The organism is Streptomyces sp. NBC_01255 (assembly GCF_036226445.1).
Classification (GTDB): Bacteria; Actinomycetota; Actinomycetes; order Streptomycetales; family Streptomycetaceae; genus Streptomyces.
The window spans coordinates 3,377,459-3,403,122 of sequence record NZ_CP108474.1 but is presented as its reverse complement, the minus strand read 5'-3'; the positions used below and the strand labels follow the sequence as shown (position 1 = coordinate 3,403,122).

General features: G+C 71.4%; 28 protein-coding genes. 12 read left to right on the top strand and 16 right to left on the bottom strand.

Annotated elements, in window-relative coordinates; genetic code table 11:
* Positions 1-4 precede the first annotated feature (4 nt).
* Together OG357_RS14815 and OG357_RS14810 are read right to left on the bottom strand one after the other, a co-directional pair.
* Positions 5-856, bottom strand: coding sequence for a hypothetical protein (locus OG357_RS14815; protein ID WP_329621607.1), 852 nt, complete (start codon positions 854-856; stop codon positions 5-7).
* Positions 849-1,460, bottom strand: a complete 612-nt coding sequence (locus tag OG357_RS14810; RefSeq protein WP_329621606.1) for an RNA polymerase sigma factor — start codon at positions 1,458-1,460, stop codon at positions 849-851. Before OG357_RS14810 ends, OG357_RS14815 begins: the two co-directional genes overlap by 8 nt.
* Before the next feature lie 56 nt (positions 1,461-1,516).
* Here OG357_RS14810 and trpS point away from each other — a divergent pair, with 56 nt between their 5' ends.
* Both trpS and OG357_RS14800 read left to right on the top strand, forming a co-directional pair.
* The gene (gene trpS, locus OG357_RS14805; protein WP_329621605.1) at positions 1,517-2,530 is read left to right on the top strand and encodes a tryptophan--tRNA ligase; all 1,014 of its coding nucleotides are present in this window, start codon (positions 1,517-1,519) and stop codon (positions 2,528-2,530) included.
* Between the two features lie 95 nt (positions 2,531-2,625).
* Positions 2,626-3,222: a 2'-5' RNA ligase family protein gene (locus OG357_RS14800; RefSeq protein ID WP_329621604.1), complete on the top strand. Its 597-nt coding sequence runs from the start codon at positions 2,626-2,628 to the stop codon at positions 3,220-3,222.
* Positions 3,223-3,235: 13 nt separating this feature from the next.
* On the opposite strand, the gene OG357_RS14795 is transcribed toward OG357_RS14800, so the two are convergent.
* Positions 3,236-3,997, bottom strand: coding sequence for a decaprenylphospho-beta-D-erythro-pentofuranosid-2-ulose 2-reductase (locus tag OG357_RS14795; RefSeq protein ID WP_329621603.1), 762 nt, complete (start codon positions 3,995-3,997; stop codon positions 3,236-3,238).
* Between the two features lie 180 nt (positions 3,998-4,177).
* On the opposite strand from OG357_RS14795, the gene OG357_RS14790 reads away from it, so the two are divergent.
* Complete coding sequence (locus OG357_RS14790; RefSeq protein ID WP_329621602.1) at positions 4,178-5,095, top strand: YihY/virulence factor BrkB family protein; 918 nt, start codon at positions 4,178-4,180, stop codon at positions 5,093-5,095.
* Here the strand turns inward: OG357_RS14790 and OG357_RS14785 are convergent.
* Positions 5,013-6,329 carry a D-alanyl-D-alanine carboxypeptidase family protein gene (locus OG357_RS14785; RefSeq protein WP_329621601.1) on the bottom strand — a complete coding sequence of 439 codons (1,317 nt, stop codon included), beginning with the start codon at positions 6,327-6,329 and terminating at the stop codon, positions 5,013-5,015. The genes OG357_RS14790 and OG357_RS14785 overlap by 83 nt on opposite strands.
* A gap of 109 nt (positions 6,330-6,438) precedes the next feature.
* Here OG357_RS14785 and OG357_RS14780 point away from each other — a divergent pair, with 109 nt between their 5' ends.
* The 3 genes from OG357_RS14780 to OG357_RS14770 all read left to right on the top strand — a co-directional run bounded on the left by OG357_RS14780 (position 6,439) and on the right by OG357_RS14770 (position 9,725).
* On the top strand, positions 6,439-6,693 hold the full coding sequence (locus OG357_RS14780) for an SCO4848 family membrane protein (protein WP_329621600.1): 255 nt from the start codon (positions 6,439-6,441) through the stop codon (positions 6,691-6,693).
* 28 nt (positions 6,694-6,721) lie between these two features.
* Positions 6,722-7,969 carry a metallophosphoesterase gene (locus tag OG357_RS14775; RefSeq protein WP_329621599.1) on the top strand — a complete coding sequence of 416 codons (1,248 nt, stop codon included), beginning with the start codon at positions 6,722-6,724 and terminating at the stop codon, positions 7,967-7,969.
* 202 nt (positions 7,970-8,171) lie between these two features.
* Positions 8,172-9,725, top strand: coding sequence for an ABC transporter substrate-binding protein (locus tag OG357_RS14770; protein WP_329621598.1), 1,554 nt, complete (start codon positions 8,172-8,174; stop codon positions 9,723-9,725).
* Here the strand turns inward: OG357_RS14770 and OG357_RS14765 are convergent.
* Genes OG357_RS14765 through OG357_RS14755 form a run of 3 tightly spaced genes read right to left on the bottom strand, consistent with a single transcriptional unit; the run spans position 9,722 to position 11,369 of the window.
* Positions 9,722-10,510 carry a TetR/AcrR family transcriptional regulator gene (locus OG357_RS14765; protein WP_329621597.1) on the bottom strand — a complete coding sequence of 263 codons (789 nt, stop codon included), beginning with the start codon at positions 10,508-10,510 and terminating at the stop codon, positions 9,722-9,724. The two genes, OG357_RS14770 and OG357_RS14765, sit on opposite strands and share 4 nt — an antisense overlap.
* Positions 10,511-10,520: 10 nt before the next feature.
* On the bottom strand, positions 10,521-10,931 hold the full coding sequence (locus OG357_RS14760; RefSeq protein WP_329621596.1) for a thiol-disulfide oxidoreductase DCC family protein: 411 nt from the start codon (positions 10,929-10,931) through the stop codon (positions 10,521-10,523).
* 3 nt (positions 10,932-10,934) lie between these two features.
* On the bottom strand, positions 10,935-11,369 hold the full coding sequence (locus tag OG357_RS14755) for a hypothetical protein (RefSeq protein WP_329621595.1): 435 nt from the start codon (positions 11,367-11,369) through the stop codon (positions 10,935-10,937).
* A gap of 125 nt (positions 11,370-11,494) precedes the next feature.
* Here OG357_RS14755 and OG357_RS14750 point away from each other — a divergent pair, with 125 nt between their 5' ends.
* Positions 11,495-12,256: an alpha/beta fold hydrolase gene (locus OG357_RS14750; RefSeq protein WP_329621594.1), complete on the top strand. Its 762-nt coding sequence runs from the start codon at positions 11,495-11,497 to the stop codon at positions 12,254-12,256.
* A 59-nt stretch (positions 12,257-12,315) separates the two neighbouring features.
* Here the strand turns inward: OG357_RS14750 and OG357_RS14745 are convergent, their stop codons facing one another.
* Positions 12,316-13,539: an MFS transporter gene (locus OG357_RS14745; RefSeq protein WP_329621593.1), complete on the bottom strand. Its 1,224-nt coding sequence runs from the start codon at positions 13,537-13,539 to the stop codon at positions 12,316-12,318.
* 87 nt (positions 13,540-13,626) lie between these two features.
* Here OG357_RS14745 and OG357_RS14740 point away from each other — a divergent pair, with 87 nt between their 5' ends.
* A complete protein-coding gene (locus OG357_RS14740; protein WP_329621592.1) occupies positions 13,627-14,178 on the top strand; it encodes a MarR family winged helix-turn-helix transcriptional regulator in 552 nt (183 codons plus the stop codon).
* A gap of 19 nt (positions 14,179-14,197) precedes the next feature.
* On the opposite strand, the gene OG357_RS14735 is transcribed toward OG357_RS14740, so the two are convergent.
* From OG357_RS14735 to OG357_RS14710, 6 genes are all read right to left on the bottom strand, one after another.
* Entirely contained in the window at positions 14,198-14,728 is a 531-nt protein-coding gene (locus OG357_RS14735; protein WP_329621591.1) for a hypothetical protein, read from the bottom strand.
* Between the two features lie 91 nt (positions 14,729-14,819).
* On the bottom strand, positions 14,820-15,578 hold the full coding sequence (locus OG357_RS14730; RefSeq protein WP_329621590.1) for a succinate dehydrogenase iron-sulfur subunit: 759 nt from the start codon (positions 15,576-15,578) through the stop codon (positions 14,820-14,822).
* Positions 15,578-17,332, bottom strand: a complete 1,755-nt coding sequence (gene sdhA, locus OG357_RS14725) for a succinate dehydrogenase flavoprotein subunit (protein ID WP_329621589.1) — start codon at positions 17,330-17,332, stop codon at positions 15,578-15,580. Before sdhA ends, OG357_RS14730 begins: the two co-directional genes overlap by 1 nt.
* Before the next feature lie 25 nt (positions 17,333-17,357).
* Entirely contained in the window at positions 17,358-17,837 is a 480-nt protein-coding gene (locus OG357_RS14720) for a succinate dehydrogenase hydrophobic membrane anchor subunit (RefSeq protein WP_141295397.1), read from the bottom strand.
* An 8-nt stretch (positions 17,838-17,845) separates the two neighbouring features.
* The gene (sdhC, locus tag OG357_RS14715) at positions 17,846-18,226 is read right to left on the bottom strand and encodes a succinate dehydrogenase, cytochrome b556 subunit (RefSeq protein WP_015035721.1); all 381 of its coding nucleotides are present in this window, start codon (positions 18,224-18,226) and stop codon (positions 17,846-17,848) included.
* A gap of 192 nt (positions 18,227-18,418) precedes the next feature.
* Positions 18,419-19,081, bottom strand: a complete 663-nt coding sequence (locus tag OG357_RS14710; protein WP_329621588.1) for a 2-oxo-4-hydroxy-4-carboxy-5-ureidoimidazoline decarboxylase — start codon at positions 19,079-19,081, stop codon at positions 18,419-18,421.
* A 137-nt stretch (positions 19,082-19,218) separates the two neighbouring features.
* Between OG357_RS14710 and OG357_RS14705 the strand changes: the two genes are divergently transcribed.
* Positions 19,219-20,853: a beta-N-acetylhexosaminidase gene (locus OG357_RS14705; RefSeq protein ID WP_329621587.1), complete on the top strand. Its 1,635-nt coding sequence runs from the start codon at positions 19,219-19,221 to the stop codon at positions 20,851-20,853.
* Between the two features lie 144 nt (positions 20,854-20,997).
* Entirely contained in the window at positions 20,998-21,558 is a 561-nt protein-coding gene (locus OG357_RS14700) for a hypothetical protein (protein WP_329621586.1), read from the top strand.
* Between the two features lie 7 nt (positions 21,559-21,565).
* Here OG357_RS14700 and OG357_RS14695 read toward each other — a convergent pair whose 3' ends face one another.
* Positions 21,566-22,294 (bottom strand): Clp protease N-terminal domain-containing protein, encoded by a 729-nt coding sequence (locus OG357_RS14695; protein WP_329621585.1) that lies wholly within the window; start codon positions 22,292-22,294, stop codon positions 21,566-21,568.
* Between the two features lie 409 nt (positions 22,295-22,703).
* On the opposite strand from OG357_RS14695, the gene OG357_RS14690 reads away from it, so the two are divergent.
* Positions 22,704-23,372, top strand: a complete 669-nt coding sequence (locus OG357_RS14690; protein ID WP_329621584.1) for an RNA polymerase sigma factor — start codon at positions 22,704-22,706, stop codon at positions 23,370-23,372.
* Positions 23,372-24,493 (top strand): hypothetical protein, encoded by a 1,122-nt coding sequence (locus OG357_RS14685; protein WP_329621583.1) that lies wholly within the window; start codon positions 23,372-23,374, stop codon positions 24,491-24,493. The genes OG357_RS14690 and OG357_RS14685 overlap by 1 nt, the downstream gene beginning before the upstream one ends.
* Before the next feature lie 127 nt (positions 24,494-24,620).
* On the opposite strand, the gene OG357_RS14680 is transcribed toward OG357_RS14685, so the two are convergent.
* Entirely contained in the window at positions 24,621-25,541 is a 921-nt protein-coding gene (locus OG357_RS14680) for a L,D-transpeptidase family protein (protein WP_329621582.1), read from the bottom strand.
* Positions 25,542-25,664 lie beyond the last annotated feature (123 nt).

Below are 25,664 nucleotides of genomic sequence, written 5' to 3'. Positions count from 1 at the left end.
ACCCTCAGCCCGCCGACTCCGCCACCCCGCGCGCCTCCTCCGCGTCCGGTATGCCCTCCAGCCGGAAGGTGAGCGCGCCTCCGCTCCGCGTCCAGAGGAGCGTGGGACCCGCTGTACGGACCTCATGTCTCCAGACCTGACCGGTCCCGTCCGTCATCGGGACCGTCAGCAGGTGCGGCGCCCCGAACCAGTAGCCCTGCGCGCCGTCCGGGAGATCCACCCACTCCGGCCGCGTCGTCACCTCCTTGGCGAAGCCGATGTCCAGCCGGGCCGGGAACTCGTCCAGCCGGACCGTCCGCTCCCCGTCCCGCCAGCACAGGCTGATCACCGCCCGGCCCCGCTCGGCCGACCCCGTCACCGCGACCGCGTCCGGCGGGCCCAGGGCACCCGGTATCAGCGGCTCGAAGCCCGCCCTGCGCCCGGCCTCCGCCAACGTCACCGGGTCGGCGCACCCCGGCACCGCCCCGCCCGGCACCGCCCCGCCCGGCACCGCGGTCCGGCCGGCGGGATCGTCGGAGTACCGCACGGTGACCCCGCCGAAGCCGAACCAGTCCGCGACCGCCGCCCGCACGGGCGGGGTGAGCACCAGCACGATCAGCACCCCCGTCAGACCGGCCACCAGCGCCCGCCACCGCCCGCGCGCCCATCCCCGCACCGATGCCCACCACCGGCGCCACACAGGCAGAGGCTCCGGCACGGGCGTCGGCGCGTGCTCGGCGAGGAGCTGCGCGAGCACCCGCTCCGCCATGGACTCACCGTCCACGTCGGGCACCCGCAGCCGCCGCCCCAGCGCCCGCAACTCCTCCGGAAGCCGCTCGTCCGGCGTACGGCCCTCCGGCAACCGCTCCTCAGCCACGCTCCTCACCTCCCTCCCGCACGAGTCCCTCCAGCACCAGTCCCAGCTTCTTCAGCGCCCGGCTCAGCCGGGACTTCACCGTCCCCCTCGGCCAGCCCAGCGCCTCGGCCGTCTCCGCCTCGTCCAGCTCGAGCAGATAGCGGTGGATCACCACCTGCCGGTGGTCCTCGGCGAGACCGTCCAGGGCGTCGAGGAGCCGCCGGCTCCGCTCCCGCTCCTCCGCGGCGACCGCCGGATCCGCCGACTCCGGTATCCGCGGCTCGCCCCCGAGCAGGTCCGCCTCCCGGCCCGCGACGGCCCGCTGCCGACCCGCCGAGCGCACTGTGTTCCTGGTCTCATTGACGACGATCCGCAGCAGCCACGGCCGGAACGCCGCGCCCTCCTTGAACCGCCCCAGCGACCGGTACGCCTTGAAGAACGCCTGCTGCACCACGTCCTCGGCCTCCGGGCCCGCGCCGCACGCCACGGCCGCCCTCAGCGCCACCGCCGTATGCGCGCGGACCAGCTCCGCGTACGCCTCCGGCTCTCCGGCGCGCACCCGTGCGATCACCACGGCCTCGTCGTCGACCAGGCCCCCCTCCCGGGTCCCCTCCCGCGTCCTCACACCTTTGATACACCGGCAGTCGGGGATCGGTTCCCACACCTGAGAGAATGATGTGCATGGCCTCTGATCGTCCTCGCGCGCTCTCCGGAATCCAGCCCACGGCGGGCTCGTTCCACCTCGGCAACTACCTCGGTGCGGTCCGTCAGTACGTCGCACTCCAGGAGTCCCACGACGCCTTCTACATGGTCGTCGACCTGCACGCCATCACGGTTCCGCAGGACCCCGCCGAGCTGCGGGCGAACACCCGCCTCGCCGCCGCGCAGCTGCTCGCCGCCGGCCTCGACCCGGACCGCTGCACGCTGTTCGTCCAGAGCCACGTCCCCGAGCACGCGCAGCTCGGCTGGGTCATGAACTGCCTCACCGGCTTCGGCGAGGCCTCCCGCATGACGCAGTTCAAGGACAAGTCCGCGAAGCAGGGCGCCGACCGCGCCACCGTCGGCCTCTTCACGTACCCGATCCTCCAGGTCGCGGACATCCTGCTCTACCAGGCCAACGAGGTCCCGGTCGGCGAGGACCAGCGCCAGCACATCGAGCTGACGCGCGACCTCGCGGAGCGCTTCAACGGCCGCTTCGGCGACACCTTCACCGTCCCCAAGCCGTACATCGTCAAGGAGACCGGGAAGATCTACGACCTCCAGGACCCGACGATCAAGATGAGCAAGTCGGCGTCCACGCCGAAGGGCCTGATCAACCTCCTGGACGAGCCGAAGGTCACCGCGAAGAAGGTCAAGAGCGCGGTCACCGACACGGACACCGTGATCCGCTTCGACGCGGAGAACAAGCCGGGCGTCTCCAACCTCCTCACCATCCTGTCCACCCTCTCCGGGACGAGCATCGCCGACCTGGAGAAGAGCTACGAGGGCAAGATGTACGGCGCGCTGAAGACGGACCTGGCCGAGGTCATGGTGGACTTCGTCACGCCGTTCCGGGCCCGCACCCAGGAATACCTGGACGACCCGGAGACGCTGGACTCGGTCCTGGCCAAGGGCGCGGAGAAGGCCCGCGCGGTCGCCGCCGAGACGCTGGCGCAGACCTACGACCGGATGGGCTTCCTGCCCGCCAAGCACTGAGTCCTAGGACCCTGGCCACGAGGGTGGTGCAGGACGCACACTGGCGGCTGCACCACCCGCCGCACACCATTCGACGGACGACGGAGGAGAACGACGTGGGGACCGTAACGCTCGGCGTTTCGATCGCGGTCCCGGAGCCCTACGGCAGCCTGCTCCAGGAGCGGCGCGCTGGCTTCGGGGATCCCGCCGCGCACGGCATCCCCACGCACGTCACCCTCGTCCCGCCGACCGAGGTCGCGGAGGAGCGGCTCCCGGAGATCGAGGCGCACCTCGCCGGGGTCGCCGCCGAGTACGAGCCGTTCCCCGTCCGTCTGAAGGGCACCGGGACGTTCCGCCCGCTGTCCCCGGTCGTCTTCGTGAAGCTCGAGGACGGCGTCCCCCTCTGCAACCGGCTCCAGCACCAGATCCGGGACGAGGCGGGGCCGCTCGCGCGCGAGCTCCAGTTCCCGTACCACCCGCACGTCACCGTGGCGCACGCCATCTCCGAGGAGGGGATGGACCGGGCGTTCGAGGAGCTCGCCGGATACGAGGCGGCCTGGACGTGCCGCTCGTTCGCGCTGTACGAGCAGGGCCCGGACGGCGTGTGGCGGAAGCTGTACGACTACGAGTTCGGCAGCGGCCGGCCGATCTCGGCCGTCCCGACCCAGGGCGGCAGCCCGGTCGACACGCCGACCGTCACCCCCGCCGGCTGAGCCCTCCCCCTCCTCACACGGGCAGGAGGCGGAAGAGCGGCCTCGGCACGTGCCGTACCGCCGCCATCACCATCCGCAGCGTCCCCGGCACCCACACCGTCTCCGAGCGGCGCCGCAGCCCCAGCTCGATCGCGGTAGCGACCGCCTCGGGGGTCGCAGAGAGCCGGGCCCGCGTCCTCGCGCGCCCTGCCGCCGCCGTCGACCGCGCGGACCCGGGCCGGACGACCATGACGTGCACGCCCGTGCCGTACAGCGCGTCCCCGAGGCCCTGGGCGAAGACGTCGAGCCCCGCCTTCGACGAGCCGTAGATGAAGTCACCGCGCCGGGCCCGCTCGCCCGCCACCGAGGAGAGCACCACCAGCGAGCCGTGCCCCTGCGCCTGGAGCGCGCCCGCGCACACCAGACCGGCCGAGACGGCGCCCGTGTAGTTGGTCTGCGCGACCCGCACGGCGGCGACGGGGTCGGCCTCGTCGTGCGCCTGGTCGCCGAGGACCCCGAAGGCGAGCAGCACCACGTCGATGGGCCCCTCCGTGAAGATCTTGCCGAGCCGCTCCTCGTGCGACTCGGTGTCGAGCGCGTCGAAGGGGACGGTGCGCACGTCCGTGCCGAGCGCGCGGAGCGAGTCCGCGGCCGCGGTGAGCACGGGGGAGGGCCGCCCGGCCAGCCACACCGTACGGACGCCGCGGGCGATCATCCGGCGCGCGGTCGCGAGCCCGATCGTGGAGGTGCCGCCGAGGACGAGCAGGGACTGCGGGGTGCCGAAGGCGTCCTTCATGGTGGGGTACTCCTCAGAGGGCGGTGGGTCTCGACAGCCATCAGGGTGACCGTATAGCCGTGTCTGTCGCTTATGCCGCCATTGCCTCCGGGATGTCGTTCACCGTCCCGCGCGCTCCGCCGGGGGATTCTCGTACTCCGGCCATCTCTGGACCAACGGATCAAGGGGTACGCGTACGACATGGACTGGCTGACCAAGCTCCCCGTCATCGGCCCCGTGGCCACCCGCCTCATGCGGACCCACGCCTGGCGCTCGTACGAGACCCTCGACGAGGTCCACTGGAGCCGGCTCGCCGCCGCGATCACCTTCCTCTCCTTCCTCGCGCTCTTCCCGCTGATCACGGTCGCCGCCGCGATCGGCGCCGCGCTGCTCTCCACGGAACAGCTCGACAAGATCGAGGAGAAGATCTCCGACCAGGTACCCGGCATCTCCGACCAGCTCGACATCGACGGCCTCGTCGCCAACGCCGGCACCGTCGGACTCATCGCCGGCGCCCTCCTGCTCGTCACCGGCATCAGCTGGATCGGCTCCATGAGGGAGTGCCTGCGGGTCGTGTGGGGGCTCGACGACACCGAGGAGGGCAACCCCGTCGTGCGCAAGGGCAAGGACGCGCTCGTGCTCCTCGGCCTCGGCGGCGTCGCGGTCTGCTCGCTCGCCGCGTCCTGGCTCGGCTCCACCGCCGTCGGCTGGAGCGCCGACCGGGTCGGCATCTCCGGCGACGGGGCGGGCGGCTACCTGCTCCAGGCGGCCGCCGTCCTCGTCGCCGTCGCCGCCGACTTCCTGATGCTGCTCTACGTCCTGACGCTGCTGCCCGGCGTCCACCCGCCCCGCCGCCGGCTCGTGGTGGCGGCGCTCATCGGCGCCGTCGGCTTCGAGCTGCTCAAGCTGCTGCTCGGCGGCTACATGAAGGGGGTCGCGGGGAAGTCGATGTACGGGGCGTTCGGCACACCGATCGCCCTGATGCTGTGGATCAACTTCACCGCGAAACTGCTGCTGTTCTCCTCGGCCTGGACGGCTACGGGTTCACGTCCGGATCCAGCGGAGCCCGCGAGCGACGACGCCGCGACCCCGAACCGGCCGGCGGCCAGCGCCGGTTGACGAGGAACACGGCGCCGGCGAGCAGGACGAGCGCCCCGCCCGCCACGCTCAGCGCGATCCCGACGCCGCCGGACTTCTCCGAGGAGGCGGCGGCGCTCGCCGACGCGTCCGGAGCGTTCTTCCCGGGCGCGGGCGCCGTGCCGCCGTCCGAACTCCCGGTGCCCGACCCGGAATCCGGCCCCGTTCCCGACCCCGTGCCCGTACGGGCCGACGTGGGCGGCACCAGCTCGCCCACCGGGGTCACCTTCCCGGCCGCGGCGAAGCCCCAGTCGAGCAGCCGGGCGGTCTCCTTGTAGACCGCGTGCTGCTCCTTCGACGACGGGTTCATCACGGTGACGAGCAGCACCTTCCCACCCCGCTCCGCGACGCCCGTGAAGGTGGATCCGGCATGGGTGGTGTTGCCGTTCTTCACCCCCGCGATCCCCTGGTACGGGGCGACGCCGAAGTCACCGGTCAGCAGCCGGTTGGTGTTCTGGATCTCGAATGTCTCGCGCTTCTTGCCCGGCTTCAGCTCGCCGGGGAAGGCGGCGCGGGGCGTGGCGGCGTACTCGCGGAAGTCCTCGTTCTGCATGCCGCTGCGGGCGATGAGTGTCAGGTCGTACGCGGACGAGACCTGGCGCGGGGCGTCGTAACCGTCCGGGGAGACCACGTACGTGTCGAGCGCCTGGAGCTCGGCCGCGCGGGCGTTCATGTCCTTCACGGTCTTCGGGATGCCGCCGTTCATGGCCGACAGGACGTGGACGGCGTCGTTGCCGGAGCGGAGGAAGACCCCGAGCCACAGGTCGCGGACGCTGTAGGTCTGCTTCTCCTTGACGCCCACCAGGCTGGACCCGGAGCCGAGCCCGGCCAGGTCCTGGTTGGTGACCAGATGGTTCTGCGTCTTGCCGAGCTTCGGCAGCACGGTGTCCGCGAAGAGCATCTTCAGCGTGGACGCCGGAGCGAGCCGCCAGTGCGCGTTGTGCGCGGCGAGGACCTCGCCGCTCTCCGCGTCCGCGACGATCCAGGACCGGGCGGACAGATCCTTCGGCAGCACGGGGGCACCGGCCCCCAGCCGGACCTGGGTACCGGGCTTGCCGAGCAGCGCGCCGCCGACCGCGGACATGGTGGCGGGCGGTTTGGGCTGCTTGTCCTTCGCGTCCTTCCCTTCGTCCGCGTGGGCCGCGGGTGCGGCGATGACGAACGGCAGGAGTACGGCAGCGGCGACCGCCCAAGCGGTCTTCTTCGAAGCAGACACGGTCGAGAACGTACAGGTACGGAACAGGGATCCGAACCCCGCCTGGCGGTTCGTCCACGCTCGTCCACCCGGACGCGGGGCCGGGGAGGCGGACGGTGATACTGGGGCCATGAAGCTCAGCCGTCGCGTCTCCTGGTTCCTGCTCGCGTTCGGGGTGTGGAGCTGGTTCATCTGGGTCACCTTCGTCAAAAACCTGTGGAACGACGGGAGCGGCCTCGCCTTCGACGACGCGGGTGACCCGACGGCCTATTTCTGGGTTCACCTGCTGCTCGCCGTCACGTCCTTTGTCTTGGGGACGGTGATCGGTGTGCTCGGGTTGCGTGGAGTGCGTGCCGCGCGTCGCGACACCGGTCACAGCTCCTAGTCGGGAAGAGAAAGAGGGGGTTCGGGGCGTGCTCGTGTTTCTGCTGGTTCTGGTCGTGGTCCTCGCCGTGCTCGGCGGGGTTCACTGGTACGTGTGGCGGCGCCTCGTGCGCGATGTGACGGTGGCCGGGGGGACGGCTCGGCGGGTCGGTACGGTGGCCGTCGTCGTGCTGCCGTTGCTCTCGCTCGCGGCGTTGACCTCCGCGCGGGCCGGTGCGCCCTTCTGGTTCCAGCAGGTCGTCGCCTGGCCGGGGTTCCTGTGGCTCGCCCTGCTGCTGTACGTGACCCTGGCCCTCGTGGTCGGCGAGGCCGTGCGGCCCGTCCTGCGCCGGTGGCTCGACCGCCGCGCCACGGCTGAGGTGCACCAGGCGGCACCCGTGCCCGTGCCCGTGTCCGTTCCCGAAACCGCCGCGCCTGCCGTGGAGGCCCCTGAGCCCCCGGCAGCCGCCCCCTCCCGGCGGCTCTTCGTCTCGCGTGTCGTCGGTGGCTCCGCCGCTGCCGTCGCTCTCGGGACCGTCGGGTACGGCACGTACGGTGTGCTGCGCGGGCCCCGGATCAAGCGCGTCACCGTCCCGCTCGCCAAGGTGCCGCGCGCCGCGCACGGCTACCGGATCGCCGTCGTGTCCGACATCCACCTCGGGCCGATCCTGGGCCGGGCCCACAGTCAGCGGATCGTGGACGCGATCAACTCCACCCAGCCCGATCTGATCGCGATCGTCGGCGACCTCGTCGACGGCACCGTCGAGAACCTCGGGTCCGCCGCCGAGCCGCTCGCCCGGCTCCGCGCCCGCCACGGCTCCTTCTTCGTGACGGGCAACCACGAGTACTTCTCGGGCGCCGACGCCTGGGTCGACCACGTACGCGAGCTCGGCCTGCGCCCGCTGCGCAACGAGCGCGTGGAGATCGCGGCCGGCTTCGACCTCGCCGGCGTCGACGACATCGCGGGGGAGAGCGAGGGCCAGGGTCCCGACTTCGGCCGCGCCCTCGGCGACCGCGACCGGGCCCGCGCCGCCGTGCTCCTCGCGCACCAGCCGGTCGTCATCCACGACGCCGTACGCCACGGTGTGGACCTCCAGCTCTCCGGTCACACCCACGGCGGTCAGCTATGGCCGGGCAACTACCTCGCCGAGTTCGCCAACCCGACCGTCGCGGGGCTCGAACGGTACGGCGACACCCAGCTGTACGTCTCGCGGGGCGCGGGCGCCTGGGGACCCCCGGTCCGGGTCGGGGCGCCCTCCGACATCACCCTCGTCGAACTCGCCTCGAAGCAGGCGTAATCGGGCGGCGGAGCAGGGGGTCACTCCCTGCTCCGAGAGCGATACGTGCTGCTCATCGGCTTAAAGTCTCATATTCCGGACATATACCTGCTGTGTGAAAGTTTTTCCTTCCACTTGTGAAAGTCGTGTGATTGGCTGACGGTAATGCGGCGTTTTCGGGGGGCGTCGTGCCTGGGGTGGTACGAAAAAAGGAAACACGGCAATGCGGTCGACGGTCCGTCTGCGGATCCTCATCACTTGTGGAGTACTGGTGGCGGCCGGGGTCGGGGGCTGGCAACTCCTGCCCTCCGACGGACTCCGGTCGGATCCGATCAGCGTCGGCACGACCGACGAAGTCACTTCACTCGACCCGGCCGGCGCCTATGACGCCGGTTCGTGGGCCATGTACAGCAACGTCTTCCAGTCGCTGCTGACGTTCAAGCCGGGATTCACGACTCCCGTGCCGGACGCCGCCGAGAGCTGCAAGTTCGTGGGGGCCAAGCTCACCACGTACCGGTGCACGCTCCGCGACGACCTCACCTTCGCCAACGGGCGCAAGATGACGGCCGAGGACGTCGAGTACTCCTTCGAGCGGATGCTGCGCATCAAGACGGACGTCGGTCCGCAGCCGCTCTTCCCGACGCTGAAGAACGTCGTGGCCGACGGCCGCGACGTCACCTTCAACCTCAGCGGCCGGGACGCCACCTTCCCGCTGAAGCTGGCCACCGGCGCCGGCTCGATCGTCGACAAGGACCAGTACCCGGCCGACGCGCTGCGCACCGGCCTGGCCGTCGACGGCTCCGGCCCGTACGTCCTCAAGGAGTACAAGCCGGGCGAGTCCGCGCGCCTGGAGCCCAACCCCGCGTACAAGGGCGCCATCACGAAGGCCGGCGGCCCGGTCCTCGTGAAGTACTTCGGCACGTCCGAGGACCTCGCCGGCGCGTGGAAGTCGCAGCAGGTCGACGTCACGCACCGGCAGCTGCCGCCGGAATTCCTCGCGACCCTGGAGACCGAGGGCGGGACCCGGCTCACCGAGGCCGAGAGCGCGGAGATCCGCAACCTCAACTTCAACGTCCGGCCCGGCTCGCCGCTGGCGGACAAGGCCGTGCGCCAGGCCGTCGCCGCCGTCATCGACCGCCCGGAGATCACCACCGGCGCCTACAAGGGCACCGTCGAGCCGCTGTACTCGCTCATCCCGCAGGGCTTCGTGGGGCACAGCACGGCGTTCTACGACGCCAACCCCGCGCCGAGCGCGAAGAAGGCGAAGAAGCTCCTGAAGGAAGCCGGGGTGGAGACGCCGGTGAAGTTCACCTTCGGCTTCCGCGCGGACGCCACCTACGCCGCCGAGACCGCGGAGATCAAGCGGCAGCTGGAGGCGACCGGCCTCTTCAAGGTCAAGGTCGTCGAGGCTGACTGGAAGGGCTTCCAGAAGGCGTACGCGCGCGGCGCCTACGACGCGTACACCGTCGGCTGGCTGCCCGACTTCCCCGACTCCGACAGCTTCACCGCGCCCCTCGTCGGCACGGCGAACACCCTGCACAACGGCTTCTCCAGCAAGCGGATCGACTCCCTGGTCGTCTCGACGCAGCAGTTCAGCGACCGCTCCCGGGCGACCGGGGACTTCCGGGCGATCCAGACCGAGGTCGCCGACGACGTCCCGCTCGTCCCGCTGTGGCAGAAGAAGGACTACGTCCTCGCCACGGAGGCGGTGGGCGGCTCCCAGTACCTCACTGACGGCACCGGCATCTGGCGCCTCTGGGAGCTCGACTGGATCTAGCTGTCCCCGGCCGGCGGCTTCGGGGTGGCCCGCTTGGGCCTTCCCGAGGCCGCCATCCCCGCCGCCGTCGGCATGAAGTCGGAGAGCAGCTCGTGCGTCTCCTTGACGAGCGGCCGGAGGATCCGGAACCGGGAGAGCGAGATCGCGCGGGCCGTGACCGGCGCGAGCCGCTCGACGAGCCGCCGGCTGTTCGCGGCGCCCTCCGAGCGGTCGTACACCCAGAACAGCACGAGGCCCATCTGCTGGAGCCACAGCAACTGCGGGAGCGCCTCGGCGAGTTCCGGGTCGACCTTCACCGAAGCGCCGCGGATGACCCGCCGGTGGACCTCGATCGCCGCCTCGCGCGGGCCCTCCGACTCCGGTGAGAACGGGCTGAGCGGGCTGTCCGGGTCGGCGGCGTTCTTGAAGAACTGCGCGGCGAACTCGTGGTACGGCTCGGCGATGTCGAGCCAGCCGAGGTAGACGCCCCGGATCCGGGCCGTCAGGTCCTTCTCGGGGCCGTTCAGGATGGACTCGACCGCGGCCTGGTGCTCCTGGGCGATCCGGTCGTAGAAGCCCTGGACGAGGTGCTCCTTGGACGAGAAGTAGTAGTACGCGTTGCCGACGGAGACCCCGGCCTCCTGGGCGATGGCCCGCATCGTCGTCTTGTCGTAACCGCGCTCCTTGAACAGCCGGAGCGCGGTTTCGAGGATGAGCGTGCGGGTCTGCTCGCTCTTCGGGGCCTTCTTGCCTTCGGCCTTGTCGACTTCGGCCCGCTGCTCGTCGGCCTTCTGCTCTTCCTTCACGGTGCCGAGCCTAGTCGGGCCGGCCGGGTGCCTCGCAGCGCCCGCCCTCGTCCTCGCAGGCGGGCCCCTTGAGGGCCTCGCGCCACTTCGCGGCGGCCAGGACGGTCACCCGGGCGAAGGGCTGCCCGGCCGGGGTGGCCAGCCAGTGGGCCTTGGCCCGGTGGTCGGCGAGCGCCCAGAGGCAGACGATCCAGGTGTTCGTCTCCCGGTAGACCTGCCCCCGGTCCCCGACCACCGTGATCTCCCGCAGGGTGGCGGAGTGGTCGAGTTCCGGGAAGCGGCGCCCGGCCTCCTGGGAGCCGGCCGGGACCAGGTCCAGCGGCACGAGCTGCCGCTGCCGCAGCAGCCAGTGCCTCAGGTGGACGCAGAGCGGGCAGTCGGCGTCGTACAGCACGGTCAGGCGTCCGACGGGGGTCCGCACGGTTCAGGCCTGCGGCGCGGGCGGGGCCCAGGGACCGCCCTTGGGGGACGCGGTCCAGCCCTGCGGGCCGACCGGCGGGACCTGCTCGCGCTCCATCACGCCCCGGCGGCGGATCTTGTTGAGCACGTACACGTTGCCCAGGTGCATCACGCCGAGGACGAGCAGGACGACCCCGAGCTTGACGGAGAGGGCCTCGAAGAGCGAGCGGGCGTCGAGGACGGCCTCGTCCTGGCTCAGGTGGAGGGCGACGAAGCCGAAGTTGACGAGGTAGAAGCCGACCACGAGGAGGTGGTTGACGGCCTCCGCGAGCTTCTCGTTCCCGTGCAGGACGTCGGCGAGGAAGATCCTTCCGTTACGGCTGAGCGTGCGGGCGACCCAGATGGTCAGTGCCACGCTGATCAGCAGGTAGACGACATACGCGACGACAGTGAGGTCCATGCCCCACCCTCCCTTGAACGCGTTCAAAAGCTGTTGGGCATGACTGTAGACCTCCTCTTGAACGTGTTCAAGTCGCATGCTCAAATCAATGGCCGCCAGGCTCCGCCCTCCTCTAAGGTCAGCGGGTGACGCTCTCTCATGACCTGGCCGGCCAAGGCCCCTCGACCGTTGTCCTGCTGCACTCCGGGGTCTGCGACCGCCGGATGTGGGACGGACAGTTCCACGCGCTCGCCGATGCGGGCCACCGTGTCGTCCGCTGCGACCTCCGCGGCTTCGGCGACACCCCCGTCGACGCCCCGCACACCCACGCGGAGGACGTCCGCGACCTCCTCGACCACCTCGGCGCCGACCGCGCCGCCCTCGTCGGCTCCTCCTTCGGCGGCGTCGTCGCCCTGGAGTTCGCCGCCCGTCACCCCCGCCGCGTCACCGCGCTCGCCCTGCTCGGCTCCGGCAGCCCCTGCATGGTGCCGAGCGAGGAGCTGCGGGCGTGGGGCGGCCGCGAGGACGCGCTCCTGGAGGCCGGCGACCTCGACGCCGCCGTCGAGCTCAACGTCGACACCTGGCTCGGCCCCGAGGCCGACGAGACCGCCCGCGCCCTCGTACGGGAGATGCAGCGGCGCGCCTTCGACGTCCAGCTCGCCGCCCCCGCGGAGTTCCGCCCGGTCGACCTCGAGGTCACCCGGGAGGAGCTCGCCCGCATCGAGGTCCCCGCGCTCGTCGCCAGCGGCGCCCACGACGTGCCCGACTTCCGGGCCGTCGCCGACGACCTGGCCGGCCTCCTGCCCGCCGCCCGCCGGGTCGACCTCGACTGGGCCGGACACCTCCCGGCCCTGGAGCGACCGGACGAGACCGCCCGGCTGCTCACCGCCTTCCTGGCGGGGGTCTGAGCCTCAGGCGGGGGTCTAGCCTCAGGCGGGGGTCTGAGCCTCAGGCAGGGGTCTGAGCCTCAGCGGAAGCGCCGTACCCCCGGGACGAGCGCCGTGCCGAGGCAGCAGCCGCCCACCACCACCGCGGCGGCGAGCAGCGGCACCTCCGGCCCCCAGGCCGCGGCGGCGAGCGGGGCCAGGGCGTAGCCGAGCGGCATCGCGGCCAGCGAGAGCAGCCAGTCGTACGAGGTGACGCGGGCGAGCGCGTGGTCGGGTATCGCCCGCTGGACGGCGGTGTCCCAGACGGGGGAGAGGAAGCCGAGCCCCGCCTGCGCGAGCCCGTAGGCCGCGATCGTCAGCGGCGCGGGCGCGGCCACGGCGAGCAGGATCAGCGGCAGGGCGTACGTGGCGAGCCCGAGGTTCGCCGTCAGGACCGGGCGCTTGGGGCGGGCCCGGTCGGCGAGCAGTGCCCCGAGGAGGAAGCCGACGGCGCCGACCTGGAGCAGGACGACCCAGGTGGCGTCGCCGCCGAGCCGTTGCACGGCGACGGCGGGGCCGAGGGTCATCAGGACGGCCGCGGCGCCGTTCCAGGCGCTGTGGCCGATCAGGCTGGTCCAGTACCAGTCCCGGGAGCGGACCTCCTGCCAGCCCTCCGCCAGGTCGGCGCGGAGCGAGCGGCGCGGGATCGGCACCCTTTCCACCCGTACGGCCGTCAGGAGCAGGGCGCTGACGGCGAAGGTGGCCGCGTCCAGGACGAACGCCCAGCCGGGCCCCACGGTCAGGACGAGAGTGCCCGCGAGCGCCGGTCCGCCGAGGCGGCTGGCGCTCCGGGCGACGCTCATCGCCGCGTTGGCGCGGTGCAGCGCCTCGGGCGCGACGGTTCCCTTCACCAGCGGTGAACCGGTCGGCATCGCGAAGGCCCCGGCGGCGCCGCCGAGCGCCTCGGCGACCGCGAGGACGGCGAGGCTCGGGGCGCCGCCGAGCAGCTGGATGCCGACCAGGAGCTGTGTGGCGCAGCGCACGAGGTCGGTGACGAGCGCGACCGTGCGGGCGTCGAAGCGGTCGCCGACGACGCCGCCCAGGGGTAGCAGGAGCAGCCGGGGGACCATCGCGCAGCCGAGGACGAGGGCGAGCGCCGACGTGGAGCCGGTGGCCTCCAGGACGGCGAGGGCGAGGGCGGCGGGGATCGCCGCGTCACCCAGGAGGGAGAGGGCGCGGCCGGTGAAGAGGAGGCGGAAGGAGCGGGTGCGCAGGGGGTGGGGGACGGCGGCGGGCGCGGCGGCGCGCACGGGAGCGGCAGGCATGGACCGCAGAGTATTTCGGTATCGAATAATTCGTCAACGAAATACTTCTCTTGAGAAGAGGCCCGTCCGCCGACGTACGATCACTTCATGGCGCTCCCCGAGGAACCGCGTACCCCAGGTGAATCCGGTCAGCCCCGCGACTGGACGGACGACCACGTCGCCCGCTGGCAGCCCGTCCTGCCCGGCCTCGACCCCGTCGTCGAGGGCGCCGTCACCCGGATGAAGAAGCTCTCCGTCCACTTCCGCCGGGTCAGGGAGCAGTCACTCGCCGACTTCGACCTGGAGCGATACGAGTTCGACACCCTCCACAAGCTCGCGGGCCGCGGCGGCAGCGCCGCCCCCTCCGAACTGGCCCAGGACCTCGACCTCGCCCCCGCCTCCGTCTCGGGCCGCCTCGAAGCCCTGGAGAAGCGCGGATTCGTCCGCCGTACACAGTCCACGACCGACCGGCGCCGGGTCGTCGTCGAGCTCACCGACGCCGGCCATCAGACCTGGCTCGGCGCCATGGACGTCCTCGGGCACGAGGAGTACCGCCTCCTCGGCGTCCTCTCCGCCGAGGAGCGGAATCAACTCAACGACCTGCTGCGCCGCATCATGGTCGAGGCGGAGAGCGCGGAGCACGTCCGCCACTGGGACTGACCGTCCCGCCGGAGCAGGGTCAGACGCTCAGCAAGCGCGCGTAGTTGATCTGCGCCATCGCCCAGTGGATGGTGTCCGGGTGCATCGCCGGGATCATCGTGGAGTGGTGCTTGCCCCCGCTGTTCACGGTGATCTGGACGAAGCCCGTCGTCACCTTCTCCTTGATCAGCAGGAACAGCAGCCCCAGGCCGCAGGCCGCGACGAAGAGACAGGCCAGCACGATGCCGACCGTCGAGATCTTCTCCTCGTGACGCGACAGGTCCATCGCGTTCCACACCGCGCCCTTCAGCGGCATCGGCCCGGCCGGGGTGAGGATCTGGTCACCGACCACGCTGATGTCCCCGATGGCGAACGACGGCACCCCGCCCGTCGGGTACGGCGGCGGCATGGCCACCCCGCCCGGCAGCGTCGGCTGGTAGGCCGGCGCCTGGTACGGCCCCGGTCCCGCCCACGGCGTAGCGTCCTGCGGATACCCGTACGCGGGAGTCCCGGAACCCTCGCCAGGACCCCACCGGTACTCCCCGTCCGCGTAAGGATTCGGCTCGCTCATCAGTCCCCGCTTTCCACGACACTCCGCAACGACAAAGCCCGCTCCTGCACGCGCAGCGTACAGAAGCGGGCGTTTACAGCCGAACGAGACGTCAGAAACGACGCGTGATCAGCGCGCGCTTGACTTCCTGGATCGCCTTCGTGACCTCGATGCCACGGGGGCACGCGTCGGTGCAGTTGAAGGTCGTGCGGCAACGCCACACGCCGTCCTTGTCGTTCAGGATCTCCAGGCGCTGCTCGCCCGCCTCGTCACGCGAGTCGAAGATGAAGCGGTGCGCGTTGACGATCGCGGCCGGACCGAAGTACTGGCCGTCGTTCCAGAAGACCGGGCAGGACGACGTGCACGCGGCGCACAGGATGCACTTGGTGGTGTCGTCGAAGCGCTCGCGGTCCTCGGCGGACTGCAGGCGCTCGCGCGTCGGCTCGTTGCCCTTGGTGACCAGGAACGGCATGACGTCCCGGTACGCCTGGAAGAAGGGCTCCATGTCGACGACAAGGTCCTTCAGCACCGTCAGGCCCTTGATGGCCTCGACCGTGATCGGCTTCTCGGGGTTGAGGTCCTTGATCAGCGTCTTGCAGGCGAGCCTGTTCTTGCCGTTGATCCGCATCGCGTCCGAGCCGCAGATGCCGTGCGCGCACGACCTGCGGAAGGTCAGCGTGCCGTCGACGTCCCACTTGATCTTGTGGAGGGCGTCGAGGACACGCTCCTTCGGGTCGATCTCGATCTGGAAGTCTTCCCAGACCGAGGCGTCCGAGATCTCGGGGTTGAAGCGGCGGATCCGCATCGTGACCGTGATGTACGGGGAGGCGGCGGACTCCGCCTCGACCTTGTCCAGTACGGGGGTAGCCATCAGTACTTACGCTCCATCGGCTGGTAGCGGGTCTGGACGACCGGCTTGTAGTCGAGACGGACGGTCTCGGAGCCGTCGTCGCCGACCTCGCGGTACGCCATGGTGTGGCGCATGAAGTTGACGTCGTCGCGGTTCGGGTAGTCCTCGCGGTAGTGACCGCCGCGGGACTCCTTGCGCGCGAGGGCCGAGACGGCCATGACCTCGGCCAGTTCGAGCAGGTTGCCCAGCTCGATGGCCTCAAGGAGGTCCGTGTTGAAGCGCTTGCCCTTGTCCTGGATGGACACGTTCTCGTAGCGCTCGCGCAGCTCGGCGATCTTCTCGACGGCCGTCTTGATCGTCTGCTCGGTGCGGAACACCATGACGTTGGCGTCCATGGTCTCCTGCAGCTCGCGGCGGATGTCCGCCACGCGCTCGTGACCCGTGGAGTCGCGCAGCTTCTCGATCGTCGCGACGACGAGGGACTCCGGGTTCTCCGGCAGCTCGACGTAGTCGTGCTTGGCGGAGTACTCGGCGGCGGCGATGCCGGAGCGCTTGCCGAAGACGTTGATGTCGAGCAGCGAGTTGGTGCCGAGGCGGTTGGCGCCGTGCACCGACACGCAGGCGACCTCGCCGGCCGCGTACAGACCCGGGACGACGGTGGTGTTGTCCGAGAGGACCTCACCCTCGACGTTGGTCGGGATGCCGCCCATGGCGTAGTGCGCGGTGGGCTGGATCGGGATCGGGTCCGTGTACGGCTCGATGCCGAGGTACGTACGGGCGAACTCGGTGATGTCCGGGAGCTTGGCGTCGAGCTGCTCCGGCGGAAGGTGCGTCAGGTCCAGGTAGACGTGGTCGCCCTCGGGACCGCAGCCGCGGCCCTCGCGGATCTCCGTGTAGATGGAGCGGGAGACGACGTCACGGGACGCGAGGTCCTTCATGACCGGCGCGTACTTCTCCATGAAGCGCTCGCCGTCCTTGTTGCGGAGGATGCCGCCTTCACCGCGGGCGCCCTCCGTCAGCAGGATGCCCATGCGCCAGATGCCCGTCGGGTGGAACTGGAAGAACTCCATGTCCTCCAGGGGCAGACCACGGCGGTAGCACGCGGCCTGGCCGTCACCGGTCAGGGTGTGGGCGTTGGAGGTCACCTTGAAGAACTTGCCGGTGCCGCCGGACGCGTAGATCACGGCCTTGGCCTGGAAGATGTGGATCTCGCCGGTGGCCAGCTCGTACGCGACGACGCCCGCGGAGTGCTTCACACCGTCGACCTCGACGATGAGCTGGTCCAGGACGTAGAACTCGTTGAAGAACTCCACACCCTCCTTGACGCAGTTCTGGTACAGCGTCTGGAGGATCATGTGGCCGGTGCGGTCCGCGGCGTAGCAGGACCGGCGGACCGGGGCCTCGCCGTGGTTGCGGGAGTGACCGCCGAAGCGGCGCTGGTCGATGGTGCCGTTCGGGGTCCGGTTGAACGGCAGGCCCATCTTCTCCAGGTCGAGGACGGCGTCGATGGCCTCCTTCGCCAGGATCTCGGCGGCGTCCTGGTCGACCAGGTAGTCACCGCCCTTGACCGTGTCGAAGGTGTGCCACTCCCAGTTGTCCTCCTCCACGTTGGCGAGCGCGGCGGCCATGCCGCCCTGCGCGGCGCCCGTGTGGGAGCGGGTGGGGTACAGCTTCGTCAGGACGGCGGTGCGGCTGCGCTTCGTCGACTCGATGGCGGCGCGCATGCCCGCGCCACCGGCGCCGACGATGACGGTGTCGTACTTGTGGATCTTCATGACGTGGATTACCTCAGCCCCGTGCCTAGCGGATGTTCGGGTCGAAGGTGAAGATCACCAGCGTGCCCAGAAGGATGGTGAACACCGTGGCGGTGTACAGCAGGCCCTTGAGCCACAGGCGCGTGTTGGCCCGCTCCGCGTAGTCGTTGATGACCGTACGGAGGCCGTTGGCGCCGTGCAGCATGGCGAGCCAGAGCATCAGCAGGTCCCAGACCTGCCAGAACGGGGACGCCCAGCGGCCGGCCACGAAGGCGAAGCCGATCTTGGAGACGCCGCCGTCGAGGAAGAGCTGGATCAGCAGGTGGCCGAGGACCAGGACGACGAGGACCACGCCGGAGAGGCGCATGAAGAGCCACGCGGCCATCTCGAAGTTGCCGCGGGTCGCCTTCGGCGTCTTGCCGGTGCGCTTGCGCGGGGCCTCGATGTACGGCGCGGGGTTGTCCACGTCGTACACGGCGCCCTCGACGGGGCCGATGGCGGCGGAGGAGGTGGTGTCAGCAGACATATCTGGCGTCAGCTCCCGAACAGTTCACGTGCGGCGTGGCCGAGGACGGGGTACAGCGAGCCCGCCATCAGCACGACCCAGATGCCCACGACGGTCCAGAGCATCTGCTTCTGGTAGCGCGGGCCCTTGGACCAGAAGTCCACGGCGATGACACGGAGACCGTTCAGCGCGTGGAAGAGGATGGCGGCGACGAGGCCGTACTCCAGAAGAGCGACGATCGGCGTCTTGTAGGTCGCGACGACCTCGTCGTACGCCTCGGGAGAGACGCGGACGAGAGCGGTGTCCAGCACGTGTACGAACAGGAAGAAGAAGATGAGGACGCCGGTGACTCGATGAGCCACCCAGCTCCACATTCCTTCCCGGCCGCGGTACAGCGTTCCAGCCGGCACGGAAAAACCCTCCGGGAGCGGGGATCAGGGTCGGCCGGCTTCTCTGTCGGTCTGACCCGGCCGGGTACGGTCCACCGGCCCCGGTCATCGTAGCGACGACTTGTCGGTTCGCTCGCGCGGGGTCCATCGGTGTGATCAAACAGGCACGGACGGGCTATCCCACAAGCCGAAATCGCCCTGTTCCGGTCGGAATCACGCTTCGGAGTGTCGGGGTGTGAGGCCCTCGGACAAGCGGAAGGCAAGCCGGGCGCGGGCGAGCCGCCTCAGTTCGTCGGCGGCGATCACGCGCTCTTCCTCTGGTTCGTTGCCGAGACGTGACCGAATGCCTGCCAATACCTGGTCGAGACGCTCTCCGGGCCGCACATTTTCGAGGCTGATCACGAACGCGTGTCCGAAGCTGCTCTCGTACGCGGCGTGGGCGGCCCGCAGCGCGGTCCGCGCCGCCGGCGGGGCGTCGGGGTGCGGCGGGGCGGAGGACTCGGCGGCCAGTGCCTCGTCGAGATCGGCGCGGGACAGGTCGTAGCCGGCCTCGTCGGCGGCCGCGAGCAGCGCGTCGACCGTCGGGTACGGGCGGTGCGCGGTCACCCGTTCGGCCCACCGGGGGCTGTGGCAGCAGGAGAGGAGCAGGGTCTCCGCCTCGGCGGCCGAGGCGGCGTTGAAGCGCGTGAGCCCGTGGGGCGAGGGGTGGGGGGACGGCCGAGTGGACGGCGGAGTGGACGGCTGAGCGGCGGGGCCCTTGTTCTGCGCGGGTATGGCAGGCGTGTCCGTGGAGCCCGGTGTCCGGCAGGGGGCGTGGGTGTCGCTGGTCAGCGTGGGCTCCGGTACTCCGGGACGGGTGGGGTGGACGTGACTCAACGTTATCGACGGGACGAGGGAAGTGTCCGACGGATGCGCGAATTTCACCCGGAAGGGAGAGTTTCGGAACATGTGATGGACGATCCGGTTCCGTTCCCCCGATTGGCCGGACCGCCTTCCGTACGGGAGGATTCCGAATGATGCGGTACTCCATACGGGTGCCCCGCCGGGGCCCCGCACTGATGGCGACCGCGGTGGCACTGGCCACCGTGGCGGCCTGTTCGAACGGCTCTCCGTCCGGGGCGCCGTCCCCTTCGTCGCCCTCCGGCGGTACGGCCACGAGCGCCGCGCCCACCAGCGCGCCGCCCTCCCCGACGCCGACGCCCACCCCGACGCCGACCCGGACGTACCCCCTCTCCACCGAGCCCCGCACCATCCCCGCCGTCCGCGACCACGAGGCCGCCCGCGGCCCCGGCTGGAAGCCCGCGCCCACGGCCGGGATCGTCCTCGGCGCGAACAGCGCGGGCCTCGCCGACGAGGGCAAGCTGCTCGCCGGGGAGCTCGGCGTCCCGTACCGCGGCGCCGTCGCCGCCGGACCCGGCGACGTCGAGCTGGCCCTGGGCGGGACGGGCGCCGCCGAGTCGTACACCCTCGCGGTCCGCGACGGCCGGGTGCGGATCACCGGGCCCGACGAGGCCGGGGTCTTCTACGGCACCCGGACGCTCAAGCAGTCGGTCAAGGCCACCGGCGCGATGCCCGAGGGCACCGTCACCGACGCGCCCGCGAAGCCCCAGCGCGGACTGAACCTCGACATCGCCCGCAAGTTCTTCACCGCGGAGTGGATCGAGGCCCGGCTCCGGGAGATGGCCGACCTCAAGCTCAACCAGTTCGGTCTGCACTTCTCCGACGACCAGGGCTTCCGGATCGCCTCGGACACCCACCCCGAGATCGTCTCGGCCCAGCACCTCACCAAGGCCGAGGTGCGCCGGATCCTCGCCCTCGCGCAGAGCCTGCACATCACCGTCGTGCCCGAGATCGACTCGCCCGGACACCTCGGTGCCGTCCTGCGCGCCTACCCCGACCTGCGACTGCTCAACGTCCAGGGGGTCCCGCGCCAGGGTGCGATCGACATCTCCAAGCCGGCCTCGGCGCGGCTCGTGGACGAGCTGCTGCGCGAGTACGCCGCCCTCTTCCCCGGTGGCTGGTTCCATGTCGGCGCCGACGAGTACCAGGCGCTGACCGTCCGCTCGCCCGAGGCCTCCTATCCGCAGCTGGCCACGGCGGCCCGCCAGAAGTACGGCCCCCAGGCGCGCGTCCAGGACCTGGCGGAAGGCTGGCTGAACGACCGCGCGGCGGTGGTGCGCGACACGGGCAAGGTGGCGAAGGCCTGGAACGACGGTTTCTTCCGGGGCGGTGTCGTCAACGCCGACAAGGGCATCGAGGTCGAGTACTGGACCGGCAAGGAGATCGGGGCCCGGCCGCCGGCCGAGTACCTGAGCGAGGGCCGCGACGTCGTGAACCTCAACGACGAGTACCTCTACTACGTCCTCGGCGAGCCGAACGAATTCACCTACCCCACCGGCCGCCGCATCTACGAGCAGTGGACCCCGCTGGTGCTCCGCGGCACGACGCCGGTCCCGGCCCGCTACGACCCCCAGATCCTCGGCGCCCGGTTCGCCGTCTGGTGCGACCTCTCGGGCGCGCAGACCCAGGCCCAGGTGGCGGACGGCATCCGGCTGCCCCTGACGGCACTCGCCCAGAAGGTCTGGGACCCGACGAAACCGACCCTCACCTGGGACCAGTTCAGGGCACTCGCGGCAAGGGTGCGCTGAGCCGGATCCGCTGGCGGAGCACTGTCCCGGCCCTATGCAGCGCGGCGCGGCACTGGCATGATTCCGGCCGCGCAGTGACGAAAAACCGCCCCTCGGCGCAGTAGGGGAAGTACTGCGTCCGCATCGGGTGGCGAGGAGGCGTCCATGACGTCAGCGACGGGCCGGAGCCTGCTGGAACTGATCGACGGGGCCGACGAGCGAGGACTGGCCGCGGCCGGTCTCGCCTGTCTCGACCGCTGTCTGCCGCTGCTCGCCTCCGACGGGGGCGACGCCCTGCGGCCCGTGTGGGCGGCCGTCGCGCGCGGCGACGGGGCTGCGTGGGGCGAGGCCACCGCCAAGGCCCTCGTCGGGTTGGACGCGGCCCGTACGGACGGCGCCGAGGACGTACGCGCCATGCTGGCGACCGCCCCGCCCGCGTGGACGGTCGAGGCCCTCCGTACCTGGGCCGGTGCCTGCTCCGTCACCGCCCTCGCCCTGCACGGCGGGTTCGACGCCGCAGGTGTGCCCGACGGGCTCGTCGAGCGCTGCCGGGCCGGGGACGCGGACGGCGCGGGCCCGCTGCTCGCCGGGGAGCTCCGCCGCCAGCAGGCCGTCCTCGAATCGGCCGCCCACGGCCCGACCGGACTGCGCCGGGCCCGTGAGCTCTCCGTCGAGGGCGGCCGGGTGCTGCGCGCGGTCGTCTCCCGCCGGGCCCGCACCGCCTGATCCGCTCCTACTCCTGGATCGACACCGAGGCGATCGACTCGGCGATCTCCCGTTCCGCCGTGGCCTTGTCGAGGCCGAGGCCGGTCAGTACGCCCGTGCCGTCCTCGTGCTCCAGGAGCGCCAGCAGGATGTGCTCGGTGCCGACGTAGTTGTGGCCGAGGCGCAGGGCCTCGCGGAACGTCAGCTCCAGGACCTTCTTCGCCGCCGCGTCGTACGGGACGAGGGTGGGCGGCTCGTCGACGGCCGGCGGCAGGGTCGCGGTGGCGGCCTCGCGGACCTGGTCGAGGGTCACGCCCTTCGTCTGGATCCAGAACGCCGCGAGCCCCTCGGGCTCGGCGAGCAGGCCGAGCGCCAGGTGGGCGGTGGTGATCTCGCCGTTGCCGACGGCCGTGGCCTCGTTCTGGGAGGCCATCACCACGTTCCGGGCGCGGGGGGTGAAGCGGTTGAACCCCGCGTTCGCGTCCGTCTTCTCCGCGTCCGGATCCTTGGGGACGAACCGCTTCTGGGCCGCCTGGCGGGTGACGCCCATGCTGCGGCCGATGTCGGTCCAGGAGGCGCCGGAGCGCCGGGCCTGGTCCACGAAGTGGCCGATGAGGTGGTCGGCGACATCGCCGAGGTGGTCGGCCGCGATGACCGCGCCGGAGAGCTGCTCCAGGGCGTCGGGATGGACCTTCTTGATCGCTTCGATGAGCTCGTCGAGACGGACGGGGACCTTCGGAACGACTGGATTCGTCATGAGGCAACCCTAGGTTGACACCCATGGAGTGTCAACTGTCGGTTGACAGTGAAGAGGGTGCAGTGTGCCCAGCCCGGTACGGGTGGTCTGGATGCTGGGGGAGAGGCGGAAAAGGGAGACGACCGGGGCCGCCACCCCCCACAGGAGAGGCCCCGGTCGTCATCCACGGAGCCGCAGCACGGCTCCGTACTCCATACAGCGCCGGTGCTGCGCTTTCTGTCACACCGGCACACGTGCACCCGCACGTGCAGCACGGCACCGTTTTCGAAGGTTGCAAGTTGTACAAAGACCCCGGATCGCGTGGACGCGGCGCGGGCGTACGACGTAGCGTGCACATGCGCGAGGCAGCGTGGCGGTGGTGACCAGCCGCGATGGCGCGACGACGCGACCGACGAACAGGGTTTGGGGAGTGCTGGGGGACGACGCGGAGCTGACCGCCGCGGTGCTCGCTGCGCAGGACGGGGACGAGAACGCCTTCCGTACTGTTTATCGCGCCGTGCATCCTCGGCTGGTCGGCTACATACGCACACTGGTCGGCGACGGCGACGCCGAGGACGTCGCCTCGGAGTCCTGGCTCCAGATCGCGCGCGACCTCGACCGCTTCAGCGGAGACGCGGACCGCTTCCGCGGCTGGGCGGCCCGGATCGCCCGCAACCGCGCGCTCGACCACATACGGATGCGCGGCCGGCGGCCCGCCGTGGGAGCCGACGACACCGAACTCACCGACAGGCCCGCCGACTCCGACACCGCGGACGAGGCGCTGGAAGCCCTGGCCACCGGCCGTACCATGCACCTGATCGCCCAACTCCCGCAGGACCAGGCAGAGGCCGTCGTCCTGCGCGTCGTCGTCGGCCTGGACGCCAAGACCGCCGCCGACACCCTCGGGAAGCGCCCCGGCGCCGTACGGACCGCCGCGCACCGGGGGCTCAAGAGGCTCGCCGAACTCCTCGGGGCGGACGGGGCCGGTGGAGACGTCGTTCCGCTGGACGGTGTCCCTCCGCAACGCGGGCGCGGGCCGGGAGCCACGGGCTCCGGCGGTGTGACGCATTCACGTCCGCGTACGCAGAAGGACATGTGATGGCCGACGAGCGCTACCAGTGGCTCGACCAGGAGGCCGCGGAGCGGCTGCTCCGGGGTGAGCCGGTCGACGCCCTCGACGACCCCGCGCGCCCCGAGGCCCGACGTCTCGCGGAGGCCCTCGACTCGGCCCGTACGCCGTCCACCGCCCAGGCCGACCGGGCCGGCCACGCCGAGCTGCCCGGCGAGGCCGCGGCGCTTGCCGCCTTCCGCCGGGCCACGGCCGAACGCGCCGCCCTCGCCAGGACAGCGACCCCGGTCGGTGCCGGCCGTGCCGCCGACCACGCCGAACTGGGCCATGTGCGGCTCGCCCCCGTCCCCGCGGCCACGCGCCGCCGCTGGGGGCGTTCCGTGCGGTACGGGCTGGCCGCCGCGGTCGCCGCCGTCACGGTCGGCGGAGTCGCCGTCGCCGCCGGCACGGGCGTGCTGCCGCTGATGACCCCCGAGCCCGCGGCCACCGTCACGGCGGCGGAGAGCCCGGAGCCCGTCGTGACGGGCTCGCACGGCGTACGGAAGGACCCCGAGGTGCCCTCGGCTGGACCGGACGACGTCGAGCACTCGCCCGGCTCGTCGCCCTCGCCCGGGGTCTCGACCTCCCCCGGCTCGCCCTCCTCGTCCACGTCCCCTTCGCTCACCGCACCGCCCGCCACCCGGCACACCCCGGAACCCGGCCGGACGACGTCCCGCCCGGGCGGGGACACGGGCACCGGCGGGTCGACCGTGCGCGAGAAGGCCCTCAAGGCCTGCCGGGACTACCGGTCCGGCAGGCTCGACGCCGCCGACCGCCGGAAGCTGACGGGGACCCTGCGCGGCGGCGAGACCCTCAGCCGTTACTGCGACCGGCTCCTCGGCTCCGGCGGCACGGGCGCGTCCGCCGATCCCCGGGAGGACGGCAAGGCGGACGACGGCAGCAAGGACGGCAGCAAGGACGACGACACGTCCGACGGGAAGGCCGACGGGACGCGCGACGGCAAGAAGGACAGCGGGAACGACAGCGGGAGCGACGGCCGGAACGACGGCGCCGAGCGCCGGAACCGCGGCTCCGAGGACGCCGACAAGAGCCTCCGCGGGACGTTTCCCGCAGCAGGTGTGACACTTTCCGGGCCGTCGGCGCAGTACTGAGTGAGCCGACTGGTCATCGGCCGCGCGACGAGCCGGGGTTCCCCCCGTACCTACGGCTCCGCGCACCCGGCGCGGGTGGGGCACGTTCCCCCGGTCCCACCCGCGCCCCTTCTCCCTCTCCCCGCCGCTACCAGTGGACGACGACCTTGTCGCCGACCTTCACCTGGTCGAAGAGCGCCGAGAGCTTCGCCCGGTCCCGGACGTTGACGCAGCCGTGCGAGGCCCCGTTGTAGCCGCGGGCCGCGAAGTCCGCCGAGTAGTGCACCGCCTGGCCGCCGCTGAAGAACATCGCGTACGGCATGGGCGTGTGGTAGATCGTCGACGTCCACTTGCGGGCCTTCCAGCCCACGCTGAACGTGCCCTCGCGGGTCGGGGTGTTCTCCGAGCCGAAGCGGACGTCCATGGACGAGACGACCCGGCCGTCGATCATCCAGGCCAGGGTCCGGCTCTCCTTGCTGATGCACAGCACCCGGCCGGTCATGCAGCGCGCGTCCGGGGTGTCCAGCTTGTTCGTCGTCGACGGCTTCAGCTCGTCGGCGGTCGGCTTCCGGCTGGCCGAGAGCAGCCGCTCCCAGGTCGTCGCGTCGACCGAGCCCGTCCGCGGCAGCCCCTGCTTCTTCTGGAACGCCGTGACCGACGCCGCCGTCATCGTCCCGTAGAAACCGGTGGGGGCCCGGTCGAAGTGGCCGAGCTGCCGGAGCCGGGCCTGGAGCTCGCGGACCTGCTCGCTCTCGTCGCCGTCCTTCATGAGGGCGTCGGGCGTCGGCGCCCCGGTGCCGGCAGTGGCGGAGGGGGACGGCGGCTTGTCGTCCGTCGTCGGCGAGACGGTCGGTGTGACGGTGGGGCCGTCGGTCGGTGTGGCGGTGGGGCCGTCGGTCGGGGACGCCGTCGCGCTGGGAGCGGCGGACGTCGTCGCCTTCGGCGCCGTCGACGACGGGCTCGCGCCGCCGCCTGCCGGATCGGCCGCCTGGGCCGTACAGCCGGCGGCCAGTGCCACCGCTGCCGCCGCCAGTACCGCTCTGCGTATGACGGACGTGGTCCGCTTCATCGTTGCCCCCCGGGCCGAGTCGTGTGTACGTAGGGATGCTTCCCGCGCGCGTGCGGTTGCGCACGCGCGTACGAAGGAACGGAAGGGAGCGCGCGCAAGCTGTGAGGAAGGTCCCAGCGTGCT